Source organism: Achromobacter sp. 01N37 (assembly GCF_056399725.1).
In genome coordinates, this window is record NZ_JBFTRX010000003.1 from 109089 (window position 1) to 126222 (window position 17134).

16 protein-coding genes are annotated in these 17134 nt (G+C 65.7%); 6 read left to right on the forward strand and 10 right to left on the reverse strand.

Going from position 1 to position 17134, the window contains the following annotated elements; genetic code table 11:
• Window positions 1-119 precede the first annotated feature (119 nt).
• Complete coding sequence (locus AC1DSJ_RS06680; RefSeq protein ID WP_175169879.1) at window positions 120-1016, forward strand: LysR substrate-binding domain-containing protein; 897 nt, start codon at window positions 120-122, stop codon at window positions 1014-1016.
• Here the strand turns inward: AC1DSJ_RS06680 and AC1DSJ_RS06685 are convergent.
• Window positions 973-2304 (reverse strand): MFS transporter, encoded by a 1332-nt coding sequence (locus tag AC1DSJ_RS06685; protein ID WP_441371153.1) that lies wholly within the window; start codon window positions 2302-2304, stop codon window positions 973-975. The two genes, AC1DSJ_RS06680 and AC1DSJ_RS06685, sit on opposite strands and share 44 nt — an antisense overlap.
• A gap of 123 nt (window positions 2305-2427) precedes the next feature.
• Between AC1DSJ_RS06685 and AC1DSJ_RS06690 the strand changes: the two genes are divergently transcribed.
• From AC1DSJ_RS06690 to AC1DSJ_RS06705, 4 genes are all read left to right on the forward strand, one after another.
• On the forward strand, window positions 2428-3318 hold the full coding sequence (locus AC1DSJ_RS06690; RefSeq protein ID WP_441371154.1) for a LysR substrate-binding domain-containing protein: 891 nt from the start codon (window positions 2428-2430) through the stop codon (window positions 3316-3318).
• A 24-nt stretch (window positions 3319-3342) separates the two neighbouring features.
• Window positions 3343-4248 carry a LysR family transcriptional regulator gene (locus AC1DSJ_RS06695; protein WP_054422250.1) on the forward strand — a complete coding sequence of 302 codons (906 nt, stop codon included), beginning with the start codon at window positions 3343-3345 and terminating at the stop codon, window positions 4246-4248.
• 120 nt (window positions 4249-4368) lie between these two features.
• The gene (locus AC1DSJ_RS06700) at window positions 4369-4998 is read left to right on the forward strand and encodes a glutathione S-transferase family protein (RefSeq protein ID WP_054422249.1); all 630 of its coding nucleotides are present in this window, start codon (window positions 4369-4371) and stop codon (window positions 4996-4998) included.
• A gap of 41 nt (window positions 4999-5039) precedes the next feature.
• Window positions 5040-6020 (forward strand): pyridoxamine 5'-phosphate oxidase family protein, encoded by a 981-nt coding sequence (locus AC1DSJ_RS06705; RefSeq protein WP_441371155.1) that lies wholly within the window; start codon window positions 5040-5042, stop codon window positions 6018-6020.
• On the opposite strand, the gene AC1DSJ_RS06710 is transcribed toward AC1DSJ_RS06705, so the two are convergent.
• The 3 genes from AC1DSJ_RS06710 to AC1DSJ_RS06720 form a co-directional block, all read right to left on the reverse strand.
• On the reverse strand, window positions 6004-7434 hold the full coding sequence (locus AC1DSJ_RS06710; protein WP_441371156.1) for a type VI immunity family protein: 1431 nt from the start codon (window positions 7432-7434) through the stop codon (window positions 6004-6006). The two genes, AC1DSJ_RS06705 and AC1DSJ_RS06710, sit on opposite strands and share 17 nt — an antisense overlap.
• Window positions 7431-8264 carry a VRR-NUC domain-containing protein gene (locus AC1DSJ_RS06715; RefSeq protein WP_054422247.1) on the reverse strand — a complete coding sequence of 278 codons (834 nt, stop codon included), beginning with the start codon at window positions 8262-8264 and terminating at the stop codon, window positions 7431-7433. Before AC1DSJ_RS06715 ends, AC1DSJ_RS06710 begins: the two co-directional genes overlap by 4 nt.
• A 173-nt stretch (window positions 8265-8437) precedes the next feature.
• Window positions 8438-8893, reverse strand: coding sequence for a winged helix-turn-helix transcriptional regulator (locus AC1DSJ_RS06720; RefSeq protein ID WP_054422246.1), 456 nt, complete (start codon window positions 8891-8893; stop codon window positions 8438-8440).
• Window positions 8894-9009: 116 nt separating this feature from the next.
• Here AC1DSJ_RS06720 and AC1DSJ_RS06725 point away from each other — a divergent pair, with 116 nt between their 5' ends.
• Complete coding sequence (locus AC1DSJ_RS06725; RefSeq protein ID WP_346552727.1) at window positions 9010-10233, forward strand: MFS transporter; 1224 nt, start codon at window positions 9010-9012, stop codon at window positions 10231-10233.
• A gap of 32 nt (window positions 10234-10265) precedes the next feature.
• On the opposite strand, the gene AC1DSJ_RS06730 is transcribed toward AC1DSJ_RS06725, so the two are convergent.
• From AC1DSJ_RS06730 to AC1DSJ_RS06755, 6 genes are all read right to left on the reverse strand, one after another.
• The gene (locus AC1DSJ_RS06730; RefSeq protein ID WP_441371157.1) at window positions 10266-10559 is read right to left on the reverse strand and encodes a hypothetical protein; all 294 of its coding nucleotides are present in this window, start codon (window positions 10557-10559) and stop codon (window positions 10266-10268) included.
• Between the two features lies 1 nt (window position 10560).
• Window positions 10561-11301 carry an ABC transporter ATP-binding protein gene (locus AC1DSJ_RS06735; RefSeq protein ID WP_346552729.1) on the reverse strand — a complete coding sequence of 247 codons (741 nt, stop codon included), beginning with the start codon at window positions 11299-11301 and terminating at the stop codon, window positions 10561-10563.
• Window positions 11289-12119 carry an ABC transporter permease gene (locus tag AC1DSJ_RS06740; RefSeq protein ID WP_441371158.1) on the reverse strand — a complete coding sequence of 277 codons (831 nt, stop codon included), beginning with the start codon at window positions 12117-12119 and terminating at the stop codon, window positions 11289-11291. Before AC1DSJ_RS06740 ends, AC1DSJ_RS06735 begins: the two co-directional genes overlap by 13 nt.
• Window positions 12116-13126: an ABC transporter substrate-binding protein gene (locus tag AC1DSJ_RS06745; RefSeq protein ID WP_476760284.1), complete on the reverse strand. Its 1011-nt coding sequence runs from the start codon at window positions 13124-13126 to the stop codon at window positions 12116-12118. The genes AC1DSJ_RS06740 and AC1DSJ_RS06745 overlap by 4 nt, the downstream gene beginning before the upstream one ends.
• 322 nt (window positions 13127-13448) lie before the next feature.
• Entirely contained in the window at window positions 13449-15218 is a 1770-nt protein-coding gene (locus tag AC1DSJ_RS06750; RefSeq protein WP_441371159.1) for an acyl-CoA dehydrogenase, read from the reverse strand.
• Between the two features lie 39 nt (window positions 15219-15257).
• The gene (locus tag AC1DSJ_RS06755) at window positions 15258-16985 is read right to left on the reverse strand and encodes an acyl-CoA synthetase (RefSeq protein ID WP_441371160.1); all 1728 of its coding nucleotides are present in this window, start codon (window positions 16983-16985) and stop codon (window positions 15258-15260) included.
• Window positions 16986-17134: the final 149 nt, after the last annotated feature.

The window sequence follows — 17134 nt, forward strand, 5'->3', positions numbered from 1 at the left end:
CGGGATGCCTTGGTGTCGATGAATCAATATCGATGCCCCAATGTAGAAAACCCGGTCCGCCGCGACAAATGACGATTCCTTGATTAAGATGAATTCACTTCATCTATATAAGCCGCCTCATGTTCGCCTCATTGCCCGTGACCGCCTTGCGCGCTTTTGAAGCAGCCGCCCGGCTGCGCAGTTTCAAGCTGGCGGCGGCTGAGCTGTCGGTCACGCCGACGGCGGTATCGCATCAGATCAAGGCGTTGGAGCGCCAGGCGGGATGCGCGCTGTTTGACCGCGTGCCGCGCGGCGTGCGGCTGACGGACAAGGGCGCGCGCCTGTTTGTCAGCGTGCATGGCGGCTTGCTGGACATTGCGCAGACGCTGGACGCGCTGCGGCCCGCGCCGGCATCGGGGGCGTTGACGGTATCCACCACGCATTCGTTTGCAGCCTTGTGGCTGGTGCCCAGACTTGGCCGCTTCTATCAGGCCTTTCCGCAGTACCAGCTGAATCTGAATGCCAGCGCCGAGCCGGTGGATCTGCTGCAAGACGCCAGCGTGGACGTCGCGGTGCGTTACAGCCCGCATAGCTACCCGGCGTTGCACACCGCCTGTGTATTGCAGGAATGGTTTGGCGTCTACGGCGCGCCCGCGTTGCTTGCCCACATGGGCAAGCGCAGCGCAAATCGCGCACCCGCGTTGGTGACCGTGCGCTGGCGTGATTCCGAGCTGTACGAACAGGGCTGGCAGGCATGGTGCGGTGCAGCCGGCTTGCCCGCCTGGCGCAAGCCGTCGGCCGTGCATGCCTATGCGGAAGAGCACTACGCGTTGCAGGCGGCCATTGCCGGGCAGGGGCTGGTGCTGGCCAGTTCCGTGATGGTGTCTGACAGCGTGGGCGCGGGCACCTTGGCCGCCGTGCGGCCAGACGTGCGCGTGCCGGGTTCGGCGTACACGGCGCTGTGCGCGCCGGGCCGCGAACGCCATCCGCCGGTCAAGGCGTTTCTGGGCTGGCTGAACCAGGAATTTCAGGCGTAGCGCGCGATCGGGCAGGCGCGGCTGGCCGGGGCAGCAAGGGCAACGCGGCCAGCATGCACAGGCCAGCCACCGCCCAAACCAAGGGCCACGAACTTGCCGCAACGCCATGCGCAATGGCAAGCGGCGTCAGGAACAAACCCAGGTAGACGCAGGTGTTGGCCAGCCCCAAGGCGGTGCCTGCGCGTTTGGCACCCGCCAGCGTTGCCAGTTCCGTGTACGCCACCCCGTGCCAGGCCGACGCGCAGATGCCCGCCACCGCCAGCAGGCACGCCACTGCCGTTACGGCCAACGGCGCCGATGCCGTGTCGTTGATGGCCCAGGCCAACGCGCCCAGCGCGGCAAACAATACAAAGCTCAACTGCACGCATCGGCGGAGAAAGGCGCGCCGGTTGCCATGGCGGTCGGTCCACCGGCCCGCGGCAATGCGCGCCACCATTGCACCCAGTTGGACGGCCACCATCACCGCCGTCAATGTGCCGATGCCGGCGTGGCTGAAGTCGTGGAGGAAGACGGTGGCGAAGGTCAGCACGGCAAATTGCGGGCAGCACATCACTCCGATGGCGACGGCCGCCCGCCAGACGCGAGCATCGCGTAACGGCGAGGCAGGGGCGGGGCCTGCATCGCGTGCTGACGTGGCGGTGGGCGAGCCGCCGTCAGAGGGCGCCACGCTGCCCGGCCTGACGGGTTCGCGCAGCCAGCAGACCGCAAGCAGCGCCGCCGTGGCGCACATCCCGGCCAGCACGCCATACACCGCCGCGAAGCCGGCGTGCGCCGCCAGCCACGGCAGCAACAACGCGCCCAGGCCGCCGCCCAACGGCACGGCGGTTTGCCGGATGCTCATCGCCAGGCCGCGTTCGCCTTCGTCGAACCAGGCCATCACCGCGCGGCCACTGGCGCCGTTGACGCTGCCGCCCAGCATGCCCACCAGTAACAGGCCCAGCGCCAGCAGCCACAAGCCAGGCACGTCGGCGCCGGCCGGGGCGGCGTACAGACTCATCCAGGCCAACGCCGCAGCGGTGGCGCCCAGGCCGGTCAGCAGCACCGGGCGGTCGCCCCAGCGGTCGGTCAGCAATCCCCATGGCAGTTCGAATAGCGCCACGCCCAGGCCCATCAAGCCCAATGCCAAGCCCAGTTGATCGTTGTCCAGCCGGTAGCCGGCGCGCATGTACACGGCGGTGGTCGGCAAGCCTGCGGCGGCGGCGGAAAAGGCGGCGTTGGCGGCCACGCCCACGGCCAGCACTTTCCAGCGGTGGGCGGGGCGTTCGGCGGGGTCAAGGGTGAGAGGCATGCAAGGCTCCAGCAGACAAATCAAAAAAAGACCCGGCCAGTCTGCGCCTCTGCTATCGTTCTGAAAATCAGGAAATATTGATTCAATAGTTTTGAAAACCAGGACTATTCATTGAGGACAACCATGCGGCAGATCACTTTCGACCTGGACGTGTTGCGCAGCTTCGTCGCAGGCGTGGACCTGGGCAGCTTCGGCCGGGCGGCGGATCGGCTGGGCCGGTCTACGTCAGCGGTCAGCGCCCAGATGAAGAAGCTGGAAGAACAGGCCGGCGTGCCGCTGCTGCGCAAAGAAGGGCGTGGCCTGGCGCTGACCGACGCCGGTGAAACGATGCTGGCGTATGCGCGCCGGTTGCTGGACTTGAACGATCAGGCGGCTCGCGCCGTGCGCGGGGTCGAGCTGCAAGGCATCGTGCGCCTGGGCTTGCAGGAAGACTTCGGCGAAATGCTGTTGCCCCAGGTGTTGGGGCAATTTGCGCGGGCGCATCCAAAAGTCAGGATCGAAGCGCGGGTCGCGCGCAACACCGACTTGCTGGAACGCATTGCGCTAGGCCAGTTGGATCTGGCGTTGGCGTGGGATCACGACGCGCGGGTGCCGCACGCGCAGCATTTGCTGGACTTGCCGATGTGCTGGATCGGCCCCGCACAACCCGTGTCCGCGTCGCTGCGGGACGACGCAGGCGAGGTGCCGCTGGTGGCCTTCGAGGCGCCTTGCCTGTTCCGCAACTGCGCGACGGGCGCGCTGGACCGCGCCAATCAGCCGTGGCGCGCGGTCTACACCAGCCCCAGTCTGGCGGGGTTGTGGGCGGCGGTGGCGGCGGGCCTGGGGGTAACGGTGCGCACCCCGCTTGGGTTGCCCGCATCGGTACGCGCCTTGGCCCCGGGCGAGCACGATTTGCCGGCGCTGTCATCCATAGCGCTATCGCTGTATCGCAGCCAGGCGCAGCCCGATTCCGTTGCGGCCGCGTTAGGCGATATCGTTCGCCAGAGCATCCAGGACAGCGCCGCCCGCCTGTAGGCCGCGCAAGACCGAGACCCCACCATGAATCAATTCCATGAAATGACCGTGTTCCTGGCCGTGGCCGACGCGCAAAGCTTCGCCGCCGCCGCCCGGCGTCTGGCCATGTCGGCGCCGACGGTGACGCGCAGCGTGGCGGCGCTTGAACGGCGGCTGGGCGCGTTGCTGCTGGTGCGCACCACGCGCAGCTTGCGTCTGACCGAAGCGGGCCAGCGCTATGCCGCCGACTGCCGCCGCATTCTGGACGAGGTCGAGCAAGCCGACGACGCCGCCGCCGGCGTGATGGCCGCCCCGCGTGGCGCGCTGCACATCACCGCGCCCGCGCTCTTCGGCGAGCTTCACGTGATGCCGGCGGTGCTGGGCTACTTGCGCGCGCATCGCGAAGTGTCGGTGCGCACCTTGCTGGTGGACCGCGTGGTGAATTTGATGGACGAGGGCGTGGACGTGGCCGTGCGCATCGGCCCCTTGCCGGATTCGTCATTGACGGCGGTGCCGGTGGGGCAGGTGCGCCGCGTGGTGTGCGCCTCGCCTGCCTTCCTGCGCGAACACGGGGTGCCGGAAGATCTGGAAACGTTGCAACGGCGCTGCACGATCACCGCCGCCATGGAAGGGCGCAGCGCGCAATGGCGCTTCATGCAAGACGGCGAACTGCACCGTCTGAGCATGGAGTCGCAGCTGACGGTCACGTCGTTTCAGGCCGCTGTGCTGGCCGCGTGCGAAGGGTGGGGGCTGACGCAGGTGGTGTCGTATCAAGTGGCCCGCCACCTGCAAAGCGGCGCCTTGCAGGTGGTGCTGCGCGAATTCGAAGCGCCGCCCATGCCGGTGCATGTGGTGTATCCCGAGGGCCGGCGCAGCTCGGCCAAGGTGCGCAGCTTTGTGGAATTCTGCGTTGAAGCCTTGCGCCGGGATCTGGCGGCGCTGCCGGTATAGGAGCCGCGCGTCCGGCGTTCTTTCAGTTTCTGTAATAGTGTCTTGCCGCCGCTGGCGGTTCACGGCAGGCGCGCATCGGCTCAAGATGCAGACATCGCTTATCCATTTGGAAACTACGCCATGTCTGCCGCTCCGTTGACCTTCTACAGCTTCCCCTTGTCTGGCCACGCGCACCGCGTCGCGCTGATGTTGTCTTTGCTTGACGTGCCCCATCGTTGCGTTGACGTCAATTTGCGCCAGGCCGAACAGAAGCGTCCCGAATTCCTGGCGCTGAACGCCTTCGGCCAGGTGCCGGTGATTGACGACAACGGCACCGTAGTGGCAGATTCCAATGCCATCCTGGTCTATCTGGCCAAGCGCTACGGCGGGGCTGCGTGGTTGCCCGAAGACGCCGTGGGTGCGGCTGCGGTGCAGCGCTGGTTGTCAGTAGCGGCCGGCCCCTTGGCCAACGGCCCCGCTACGGCCCGCCTCGTGACCGTGTTCGGCGCGGCATTCGATATCGACGCCACGCTGGCGCGCGCACATGCCTTGCTGGCGGTGATGGACAGCGAACTCAGCCGCCGCGACTTCCTGGCGGGCGACACCCCGACCATCGCGGATGTGGCCTGCTACACCTATGTGTCGCATGCGCCCGAAGGCAATGTGGCGCTGACGGGGTATCCGAACATCCAGCAGTGGCTTGCCCGCATCGAGTCCCTGCCGCGCTTCGTGCCGATGGCGCGCACGGCGGCCGGCTTGCAAGCGGCTTGAACGGCATGTACCCCGGCCCCCGCGCCGGCAAGGAGCGCATCATGATTCCCGCTGATTCCCTACCCGAAGCCTCGCCCTGGCATGCCGGCGAACGCGCGCTGCATGCGCATGTCGGCATGGCCGAACGCATGGCGCAGATCGGCCCCAAGCTGCTGCGCGACTACATGCCGGACCAGCACCGCATGTTCTTCGCGCAACTGCCTTTTCTAGTGATGGGAACGGTGGACGAGCAGGGCGACCCCTGGGCGGGCGTGCTGGAAGGCCAGCCGGGGTTTGCGATGTCGCCGGACCCCCACCTGCTGCGCGTGGCGGCCGTGCCGGATGCCGACGACCCGCTGCGCGCGGGCCTGGCCGATGGCAAGTCGGTTGGCCTGCTGGGCATAGAACTGCATACCCGCCGGCGCAATCGCATGAATGGCCGGATCGCAGCCTGGGACGACAAGCGTTTCGACGTGGCGGTGGCGCAGTCCTTCGGCAATTGCCCGCAGTACATCCAGTCGCGCGAGTTTTATTTTTCGCGCTCGCCCGCATTGCGATTCGCCGCCCCGCCGCAAGAAAAATCGCAGCTGGACGACGCCGCCCGAGCGCTGATCCAGGCGTCCGACACGTTCTTCGTGGCGACCTATGTTGATGACGCGAATGGCGGCCGCTCGGTCGATGTGTCGCACCGGGGCGGCAAGCCGGGCTTCGTGCGCGTAGACGGCAACGTGCTGACCATTCCCGATTTTTCAGGCAACCGGTTCTTCAACACGCTGGGCAACATCGTGGCGAACCCGCGCGCGGGACTCGTCTTCATCGACTTTGAACGCGGTGATGTCTTGCAGGTGTCAGGCCAGGCGGAAGTGGTGCTGGACAGCCCCGAGATCGACACCTTCGCCGGCGCGGAACGGCTCTGGCGTGTGGACGTGCGCCGCGTGGTCCGGCGGCCCGGCGCGTTGGCGCTGCGGTGGAAATTCGACGCGTATTCGCCGACGTCGCTGGGGACGGGGGCGTGGCCAGCGGGCCTTATCGCAGGAATTTGACCATGGCCCAGCAGACGTCGCGGCCATTCACCTGCGGCATCGGGGTTTGGTACGCGAAGGGTTGCGGGGCGCCGGGCTCGTCTTCACAGACCCAGATTCCCGGATAAGGGCAGGGCTCGCCTGAGCGTACGCGAACCGCGCCAGGCGACGCCAGACTTGGCGGTTCAGCCTTCGCGGCGTCTTGATCGATGTCGCGTTGCCAGATGACTCGGCCCCGTGATGCGCCCTGCGAGATTTGCGGGGCTAGATCGCCTGCCTTGAAATGCTGGCGCGAGCCGTGCTTGGCCAGCGTGTACCACCAGCCTTTGGTCGGGATCGGTTCCCCGGCGATGACGTGTGAGGGCGTAGGTTCGATCAAGGGGTCGCGGGGCGCCAGGCCACGAATTTCCGGTGTGGGCCAATCGCTGTCGTCGTCGAATCGGGCAAGCCAGCGTTGCGTATCGCGGCGGTTGAAGCGTTCGTTGGGGTCCCCATCCCATTCGCCGGAACCGATCAAATCCAACTGCGGATGGCGGATGCGGCGCAGCATGCGATTGAGCATAACGGGCAGCTCGGGCAAGCCATTTTCAACGGGATAGAGGTCGGGTTGCTGGCCGAGCTCTATCCATTGCCCGGCGCTTAGCGTGTCGATGCGGATACGCGAGTCGTGCAAATGGGCGGCCACGTCCTCGCGTGTCATCGAGAGTTTTTTTCGCCACACGTCAGACAGGAAGAACCCCCACGTGGGCGGGCGGATGCCAGAAGGCAGGTCGGGCGTGAACATCATGCCGAAGGGATAGTCGGTGTCCAGCCCATAGAAGTGCGGGGCCAACGCCCGGTCCCAGACCGCGACCTCCGAACGCATGCCGAATTCCAACGGGTTTGCCATGGAGAAGCCGCTGTAGACCTGCGCGGGTTTCAATCGGGCGATCGTGTCCAGAACGAATTTGCGCCACGCCTCTTTGTTGTCCAGCCACCATTGCCAGCGGTAGTAGAACTGGATTGAGGAGTAGCACTGCTCACGTTGTCCAAGAGTCGGTTCGCGCCAAAGATAGGCGGCATGAGTCGGCGAGCTTTGATGGTTTTCTTCGTCTGTAAATTTGACGGTGAATGTCTCTTCCACGGGTGTCTTTTTTATCCACTCCCGCAGGTCTCCCAGCTTCTTTGATCCGTAGGGATGCGGACGTTCAGAGTCCGGGTGGGTAGCGATCAAATACGGATTGCCCAGTAATGCTTCGAAGGCCGTATGGACATCGACCATATCCAAGGTGGCTTGTAGGAAATGTACGGGCTCGTAGGTGAAATAGAAGGTGAGGTAGGGCGTGACCGCGAGTTCAAAAGGGCCATGGTCAATCGCTACGTTGGGCCACCGTTTCAGGTCGGTCACCATGCCCGATAGGTCGTCTTCGTCTAGCAGAGGATGGCTGGTGCTCATCGGTCTCTCCGGGGGCGCGCGCCGCGCTCGGGTTTTCCATCGGCGCTGGGCTTATATCCCGTGCAATCTTCTGGAACCCGCAACAGGGCCACTTTGGTCTTGTCTTCGTTCATCAGACGCGCGTAGTCTCCCATCTGCTTCCCTTTCACCCAGTCATTCGGAAACTTGATCTCGATCGCAGCAAACACGTTGTTCACCTCAAACGGCTGCTGCCGATACTCGACGATGACGAGGTCCGGCGCCAGGCTGCCTCTGGGGCGGGGCCAGAAGGGGAAGTATTTGCTGATCCGCTTGGGGCGTGTCGCCGGTTCGCCCAGCAGCGCTACGCGAGACGCCGCGTCGTAGTTCGGCTCTGCCTTGAGCGGGCTTTGCCAAGTCAGCAAGTCATCTACCGCTTCAAACACCAGTGACGCGGTGGTCTGCTTCAGCGCGATATCGATCGTGGTTTCAATGACCTCGCCAGGAATTCTCTTGCGTATCCGGCGAGGCACTTTCAGCGGCGATTTCAACGCCCATTGGCACACGGTGCTGATGATGGGACGGAATGGAATCTTGCGTTCTATGTATTGCCGATAGGTCACGTTTTCGCTTCGGCCGCGCGACACCGTGACGTTGCCGCCGGTACGGACGAACGTGGAGCTTTTGATGTCGATCTCTTCCTTCATGCCTTTGATGACATCCTTCAGAAGCGCCTCAACGTCTTTCTTGCGCTGCTGAATCTGCGCCAGTGTTTCCGCCGATTCGATGGCGGTCTGTGCGGTTTCGTAGGCGGCGTAAGCGCGATAGGCCCGGTAGCCCCAGATCAGCGCGGCCGCAACGGGGGCGGCCATCAGGCGTCCCCGAGCTGGGGAGAAAAACGCAGGTCATTGAAATGCGATGGCACGGCCACCCCCTGACAGGACAAGGCGGGAGAGGCAATCTTGCGTTGCGGGGTGCGCGCGCGTCTATAGAAGAAGTCTGATATTGAAAGCGCGGGGCCGCAGTTGTCAGCGGCTTAAGCCACCTACGCCGGCTGCGCTGTCTTCTGCACCAGCGTGTCGTCCGGCTCCAGCAAGCGTCCGTCTTGCGCGCGGATTTCCAGGCGGCGTACCGGCTGGCCGCGCTTGCGGTCGATCAGGGTGGAATGGGCTTCGGACGGGCCGTAGTAATGGTCTTCGCCCCATTGGCGCAAGCCCACGATGACGGGGAAGAGCGCGCGGCCTTTGTCCGTGAGCACGTATTCCTGATAGGCGCTGCCGTCCGACGCGGGAGCCACGGCAAGGATGCCGTGGGCGACCAGGGTGCGCAGCCGGTCGCTCAGGATGTTCTTGGCCACGCCCAGGCTTTTCTGGAATTCGCCAAAGCGCCGCAATCCATCAAACGCATCGCGCACGATCAACAGCGACCACCAGTCGCCGATCGCGTCTAAGGAACGCGCCACCGGACAGGCGGCGCCTTCAAGGCTGGTGCGTTTGACCATGTCGAACCCTTAAGCAAGTAGAAGACGGGGGACTGCGCATCGGAGTTAACGGTTGCATTATAAAACCTTAAGATCTAGCATTCTGGTTTCGTAATAAAACCACAAGAGGAAACCTGATGCTGCCCCAATCTGACCCTGCAAGGGGGGAACCCGAGGTTCGCCTGCCCACGTCGACGGTGATGCTGCTTGCCGTGGCTTGCGCGTTGAGCGTGGCCAACGTCTATTACGCGCAACCTTTGCTGGATGCGATCGGGCGCGAGTTCGCGCTGGACGACGCCGCGGTGGGCGTCGTTGTCACCGCCACGCAATTGGGCTGCGCACTGGCCTTGCTGTTCGTCGTGCCGCTGGGTGATTTGCTGGACCGGCGCCGCTTGATGATCGGGCAATTGGGCTTGCTGGTGCTGGCGTTGATGGCGGTGGCGCTGTCGTCCAACACGCCCTGGCTGCTGACCGGCATGGTGGCGCTGGGATTGCTGGGAACGGCGATGACGCAGGGCTTGCTGGCGCTGTCTGCCGCGTTGGCCGCGCCGGGTGAGCGCGGGCGTGTCGTGGGCGCGGCGCAGGGCGGGGTGGTGATTGGTTTGCTGCTGGCGCGCACGGTGGCGGGCGTGGTGGCGGATGCTGCGGGATGGCGCGCCGTGTATGTCGTGTCAGCGGTGATGGCCGCCGTGCTGTCGATGGTGCTGATGCGCCGCTTGCCGCAACGCCGCTTGCCCACGGCGAACCTGTCGTACTGGGCGCTGCTGCGTTCGCTGTACACGTTGCTGGCCACCGAACCGGTGCTGCGCGTGCGCGGCATGATCGCCTTGCTGATGTTTGCGGCTATCAGCGCATTCTGGACGGCGCTGGTGTTGCCGCTGAGCGCGCCGCCGCATGGCTTGTCGCACACGGCGATTGGCGCGTTTGGGCTGGTCGGCGTGTTGGGCGTGTTGATGGCGGCGCGGGCCGGGCGTTGGGCTGACAGTGGGTTCGCGCAGCGCACCACGGGCGCGGGCTTGCTGCTGTTATGCCTGGCGTGGGCGCCCATTGCGTTGCTGGACCACAGCCTGTGGGCGCTGGCGCTGGGCGTGCTGATTCTGGACGTGGCGCTACAAGCGCTGCACGTGACCAATCAGACGATGATCTTCAGCATCAGCGCGCAGGCGCACAGCCGCCTGGTCGGCGCCTACATGATGTTCTACGCCGTGGGCAGCGGGCTGGGCGGCATTGCCTCCACGGCGGTGTATGCGCGCGCAGGCTGGCTGGGGGTGTGTGCGCTGGGCGCGGGCATCAGCGCGGCGGCGTTGCTGTTCTGGGTGGCGACCTTGCCGCGCAAGGTCTCGCAGCCGCTGCGGTGCTGAATCAAGCCCGTGATTTCAAGCCCGCATGTACGTCAAGCCCGCATGTACGCCCAGCCGTCCGCCTGACGCTGCGCGATATGCAGCACCGCGGCAGGCGCCGTTCGCACATGGACCGGCGCGGTGGCGCCCGTCGCGGACAGYGTGTTCTGGCACAGCACCAGATGTTCGTCCGTGGGATGCGGTTCGGCCAGCGCGGCGGCCACGGCGCCGGCGTTGGCTACGATCTCCACCCGGGCTTGCGGGTCGGCCTTCTTCAGGTTCGCGGCGTTGCGGCGGGCGCGGTCCAGCGAGGCGGGAGTCGGGGCGTGTATCAGCAGTTGAATCATGTCAGTGGTGTTCCAGCGTGTGGGCGATGGCCCCCACCTGCGCGGCGAAGGCCGCCGCGCCACGGTCGCGGGGGCGCGGCAGGCCGATATCGTAACTGCCCACGATATTGGCGGGGTGCCCGCCCAGCACCACGACCTTGTCGGCCAGGAACACCGCTTCTTCGATGTCGTGCGTCACGAACAGCACCGCCGCGCCAGAAGCCTGCCAGACGCGGATCAGCTCTTGTTGCAGGTTGCGGCGCGTGATGGCGTCAACCGCGCTGAAGGGTTCGTCCATCAGCAGCAGGTCGGGCTTGACCGCCAGCGCGCGGGCAATGCCCACCCGCTGCGCCTGGCCGCCCGACAGCTGATGCGGCCAGCGCCGGCCGTAGTCGGCCATGTCCGTCAGTTGCAACGCCGAGGCGATGCGTTGCGATTTTTCTTCGCGGTCCAGCCCCAGGCCTTCCAGCCCATAGCCCACATTGCCGCCCACCGTGCGCCACGGCATCAGGCGGCTGTCTTGAAACACCACGGCGCGTGTGCGGCGGCCCGGGCGCGGCTGCGCCTGGAACTGGACGTCGCCGGAGGTCGGCTCGGTCAGCCCGGCGGCCGCACGCAGCAGGGTGGACTTGCCCACACCCGAGCCGCCCACCACCGCCACAAAACTGCCCGCTTCAATCTGCAACGACAAGCCCTGGATGACCGGCGCGGCCGCGCCCGGATGCTGATAAGACAGCTTCGAAAACTCAATTACGGACGCCATTGCAGCACCTTGCTTTCGACGGCGGAGAACGCCAGGTCGCAGATTGTGTAGACCAGCGAAATGATCAGCATGTAGACGACGACGGCGTCGTAAGCGCCGACGCCTGCCGCAGCGTTCATCTCTTGGCCCATGCCCGGCACGCCCAGCAGTTCGGCCGCGATCAAGGTCATCCAGGCCTGGCCGATGCCGGTGCGCACGCCCGACAAGGCGCCGGGCGCGATGGCGGGCAGCGTCACGGAAAACGCGCGCGCCAGATAGCCGCCGTGGCCAAACGCGCGGGCCAGTTCGTAATAGCGCGGGTCTACATTGCGCACGGCGCTGTAGGTGGCGAAGTAGTTCACCCAGAACACGCCGATGGCGATGACGAAGGCCGCGCCCGCGTGGCTGACCTTGAACCAGGCAATGGCGAACACCACCCAGGCCAGCGGCGGAATCGGGCGCAGGATGCGGGCCAGATACGCCTGCATCAAATCAAAGCGCGGCAGCGTCGCCGCGGCCAGCCCCACGCCGAAGCCCAGCGCAGTGCCCAGCGCCAGCCCCCAGAAATAGTGCACCAGGCTGGACCCGATGGCGGGCAGTAAACGGCCCGATTGCCATTCCTGCGCCAAGGTGCCGGGCAGCGCGAACGGATCGGGCAGGGTGCCGCGCGGCGCCCATTCCCAGATCAGCGCGGCTTTCCAGATGCCTATGAAAATGATCAGCCCCGCAATGCCATAGGCCGCCCGGCGCGCGGCGGCCAGCCAGGGCGGTGGGCCGTTGCGGGGGGATGACCGCGGCGATGATTGCGGTGTGGCGATCGCGTGCGCGCCCTGGCTCATGGCTTGGCGGCCTTGTCGTAGTAGCGGGTGTCGAACAATTGCTTCACATCCACGGGCGGCGCTTCCACCGTGCCAAGCGTGGCCTGGAACGTTTGCAGCTCGGCCGTCGCATTGACGATGGCGTGCGGGTTGGCCTCGAATTGGTCGTGCGAGCTGCGGATGGCTTTCTCGACCAGCGCGCGGTCCAGGCGGCCGCCACCCACGTATTTCTGTACGTAGCCTGCGGCCTTGGCCGGGTCGTTCTTCAACAGCGCCGTGGCCGCCAGATGCGCGTTCACCAGTTGCTGCACGGTGTCGGGATGGTCGGCGATGAGCTTTTCACGCACCAGCAGCACAGCGCCCGGCTGCTTGGGAAACAGCTCGGACCCCCGCGCCACCACGCGCGATTCCGGGGCGCGGGTCAGCACGGTGGTGACGGTGGGTTCCAGGATGGCCGCGCCATCAATGGCGCCCGTCAGCAGCGATTGCTGGATCTGGGCTTCGCCTTGATAAATGAGTTCGACGCTGGCCGGGTCAGCCTTGATTTGATTGCGCAGCCAATATTGCAATGCGGCTTCCGGCACGGCGCCCTTGGGATAGCTGGCGATGACGGGCTTGCGGCCGTGATCCTTGGCGAAGCGGGCGAAGGCGGTGGCCGGATCGCCCGACGCGAAGTAGGGCGCCAACGGGCCCAGCGCCACCACGTTGACCTGTTCAACGATGTTCGACGCCACGACCTTGATCGGCGCGCCCTKGGCGCGCGCCACCAGCGCCGGCCCAATGCCCACGTAGGCGGCGTCCAGCTGGCCGGCGATCAGCGCTTGCGTCAGCGCCGGGCCGCTCTGGAATTGCACCAGCTTGGGCGCGGGGGCGCCCTTGGCTTGCAGCGTGCCTTCTTCCAGTCCGACGAACAATTGCGCGTCGGGCAAGATCGGCAGATAGCCGATTTCCAGGACGGGCGGGGCGGACAGGGCGGGGGCAGTGGCGGCAGCGGAAAGCAGGGTGGCAATCAAGAGCTTGCGGAACATGGGGAATCCTGTGAATCGCGCCTTGATACGGCTGGCGCTTTGCCTACGGGCAAAGGGTTTTCCGGTGTCCGTTTAATGATTTTAAATATGTTTATTCTCGTTCTTTATTCTTTCTGGTTATATGCTTAATGACGGGGCCAGAGCGGATTCTGACCGCCCGCGCATGCAAAGAGACCGCCCTGAAGGCGGTCTCTTTGGGTAGCACACGCTGTCACGCTGGCTATTGCGCTCGTTGTCGCACGAGGGGCAAGCCAAGTGTCCAGCTGCTGCGCTCGTTATCCTTCCGGGCGCAAACCCCGTGCCGAGCCGGCCGCTTGCTGGCTTAAGGCTGGACCTCGTAATCCTTCGAACCCAGCACCACCGCTGCCAAGCCCGGCGCCTGCGTCAGCTTGTGCAAGGCGTAGCACTGCACGGTGGCGATCTTGGCGTCGTGGAACGCCGGGTCTTCCTGGCGATGGTCCAGGCTCGCGAGCAACGCGCGCGCCATCTGCCAACCGGCCAGCGTCGTGCCCGCCAGCAGCAGATACGGCACGGCCGAACCGAAGACGGCGTTGGGCGCGCCGGCCGCGTTGGCCAGCACGAAGTCCACCACATTCGCCAACGCCATCCGTGCCTGGCGCAGCGGCTTCAGCACCAGAGCAGCGGCCGGTTCGCTGCGCGATTCCAGCTCCTTTTCCGTTTGCTGGATGCCGGCGAGCAAGGCCTGCGCCACCGCGCCGCCATCGCGCAAGGTCTTGCGGCCGACCAGATCATTTGCCTGGATGGCGGTGGTGCCTTCATAGATGGTCAGGATGCGGGCGTCGCGGTAGTACTGCGCGGCGCCGGTTTCCTCGATGAAGCCCATGCCGCCGTGCACCTGCACGCCCAGGCTGGCGACGTCGATCGACATTTCGGTGCACCAGCCTTTCACGATGGGCACCAGAAATTCCTGGATGGCCAACTGGTGTTTGCGTTCGGTGGCGTCTGGGCTGGCGTGCGCCAGATCGGCATGGCCGGCGGTCACATAGGCCAGCGCGCGGCCCGCTTCGGTCAGGGCGCGCATCGTGCCCAGCATGCGGCGCACGTCGGGGTGCTGGATGATGGGCACGGCCTCGCGCGATGAACCATCAACCGGGCGGCTCTGCACGCGTTCGGCGGCGTAGGCCAGCGCATGCTGGTACGCGCGGTCAGCGATGGCGATGCCCTGCACGCCCACCGCGTAGCGCGCGGCGTTCATCATGATGAACATGGCGTCCAGCCCGCGGTTTTCCTGGCCGACCAGATAGCCCAGCGCGCCGCCCGCATCGCCGAATTGCAGCGTGGCGGTGGGGCTGGCCTTGATGCCCAGCTTGTGCTCAATCGACACGCACTCGACGTCGTTGCGGGCGCCCAGCGAGCCGTCTTCGTTCACCAGGAACTTGGGCACCAGGAACAGCGAAATGCCCTTCACGCCTTCGGGCGCGTCGGGCAGCCGGGCCAGCACCAGGTGCAGGATGTTCTCGGTCAGATCGTGGTCGCCATAGGTGATGAAGATCTTGGTGCCGGACAGCCGGTACGTGCCATCGCCTACGGGCTGTGCGCGCGTGCGGATCATGGCCAGGTCGGAACCGGCCTGCGGCTCGGTCAGGTTCATGGTGCCCGTCCACTGGCCCGAAATCATGGGGCCGATGAAGCGCGATTTCAGTTCGGGCGAGCCGGCCGTCAGCAGGGCTTCGATGGCGCCGTTGGTCAGCAGCGGGCACAGCGCGAACGACAGGTTGGCGGCGTTCAGCATTTCAGAGCAGGGCGAGCCGATCAGGCCGGGCAGGCCCTGGCCGCCGTACTCAACGGGATGCGACATGCCCTGCCAGCCGGCTTCCGTGTATTGACGGAAAGCCTGCTTGAAGCCGGGCGAGGTCGTGACCTTGCCGTCGCGCCAGGCGCTGGGTTCGCGGTCGGCGGCGTGGTTCAGCGGCGCCAGCACATCGGCGGCGAAGTGGGCGGACTCTTCCAGCACAGCTTGGGCGGTGTCGGGCGTGGCCTCCTCGTAACCGGGCAGCGCGGCAACTTGCTGCAGGCCGGCCAGATGGTTCAACACGAACAACATGTCTTCCACGGGGGCTTGGTACGTCATGGCCTCGGAGCTCCTGATTAGGGTTGTTGGCGCCGGCGTTCAGACGGCTTTCTTGGGATTGGCCACCGCGGTGGCGTCGGGATTGGCGTCGGACTTCGCATCGGACTTCGCATCAGACTTCGCGCCAGGATTGGTCACATCAATGGCCTGGGTCGCGCCGACCGCGGCGCGCAGTTCAAACTTCTGAATCTTGCCGGTGGACGTCTTGGGCAGTTCGCCAAAGCGCACCGCGCGCGGGACCTTGAAGCCCGGCAGCAGCAGCTTGCAGTGCGCGATGATTTCTTCGGCGGTAGCCGTGAACCCGGGCTTCAGTTCGACGAAGGCGCACGGCGTTTCGCCCCACTTCGGGTCGGGCATGGCCACCACCGCCACGGCGGCAACCGAAGGGTGGCGGTACAACGCGTCTTCAACCTCGATGCTCGAGATGTTCTCACCGCCCGAAATAATGATGTCCTTGCTGCGGTCTTTGATGCGCACGTACCCGTCCGCCGTCATCACGCCCAGGTCACCGGTGTGGAACCAGCCGCCCGCAAACGCATCGTCGGTGGCGCGGTCATTCTTCAGATAGCCCTTCATGCAGATGTTGCCGCGGAACATGACTTCGCCAACGGTCTGTTCGTCGGCGGGCACTTCTTCCATGGTCTCGGGGTTGCGCACCGACACGCCCGCCTGCAAGTGATAGCGCACGCCCTGGCGCGCGGTCAGCATTGCGCGTCGTTCGTCGTCCAACGCGTCCCACGCTTCCTGGCGGGCGCAGACGGCGGCCGGGCCATAGACTTCCGTCAAGCCATAAACGTGCGTCAGCTCGAAGCCGATGTCGCGCATCTTGGCAATGACGGCCGGCGCGGGTGCGGCGCCCGCGACCATCGTGCGCACGGTATGCGTGATGCCGGCGCGCATCTCGGCGGGCGCATTCGCCAGCGCGCTTTGCACGATAGGCGCGCCGCAGTAATGCGTGACGCCTTCGGCACGGATCAGGTCGAACACGGTCTGGGGATCAAACTTGCGCAGGCACACGTTCACGCCCGCGCGCGCGGCCACCGTCCAGGGGAAGCACCAGCCATTGCAATGGAACATGGGCAGCGTCCACAGATAGACCGCGTGCTTGGGCATGTCCCATTCCAGGATGTTGCTGATGGCGTTCAGGTAGGCGCCGCGGTAGTGGTAGACCACGCCCTTCGGGTCGCCTGTGGTGCCTGACGTGTAGTTCAGCGCGATGGCGTCCCATTCATCAGCGGGCGGCTTCCAGTCGAACGTGGCGGGCGCGTCGGCCAGGAAGGCTTCGTAGTCGGTCGCGCCAGGCAGGGTGGCGGGCGCGGACACCAGGTCGTGCACGGACACGATCTTCAGATGCGGGAATTCGGCGCGGGCGCGCTGCGCGACGTCGCCGTATTCGGTGTCAACGATCAGCGCGCGGGCTTCGCCGTGGCCCAGCATGAACAGCACGCTGGGCGTATCGAGCCGGGTGTTCAAGGTGTTGAGCACGGCGCCCAGCATCGGCACGCCAAAGTGGGCCTCGACCATGGCGGGAATGTTGGGCAGCATGACGGCGACGGTATCGCCGCGCTTAATGCCGGCCTGCGCCAGCGCGTTAGCCAGCCGCTGGGCGCGTTCATAGGTCTGGCCCCAGGTGCGGCGCACGTTGCCATGCACCACGGCCAGGCGGTTGCCGTAGACCTCGGCGGCGCGCGCGATGAAATCCACGGGCGTCAAGGCTTCGTAGTTGGCGTCGCGGCGCGCCAGGCCATGGTCGAACATACTGCTCATGCGTTGTCTCCGAATGGAACGCACAAGGCGCCCCTTATTTATTTCGGGGAAAAGGTTGATCCCCGTCGCTTGCGTGAGCGTAGGGCCGGCCGGAAAATACTGTCTGTCGTCTGCATGACAGACCGCCGTCTGAGCCCGCAATCTTCCAG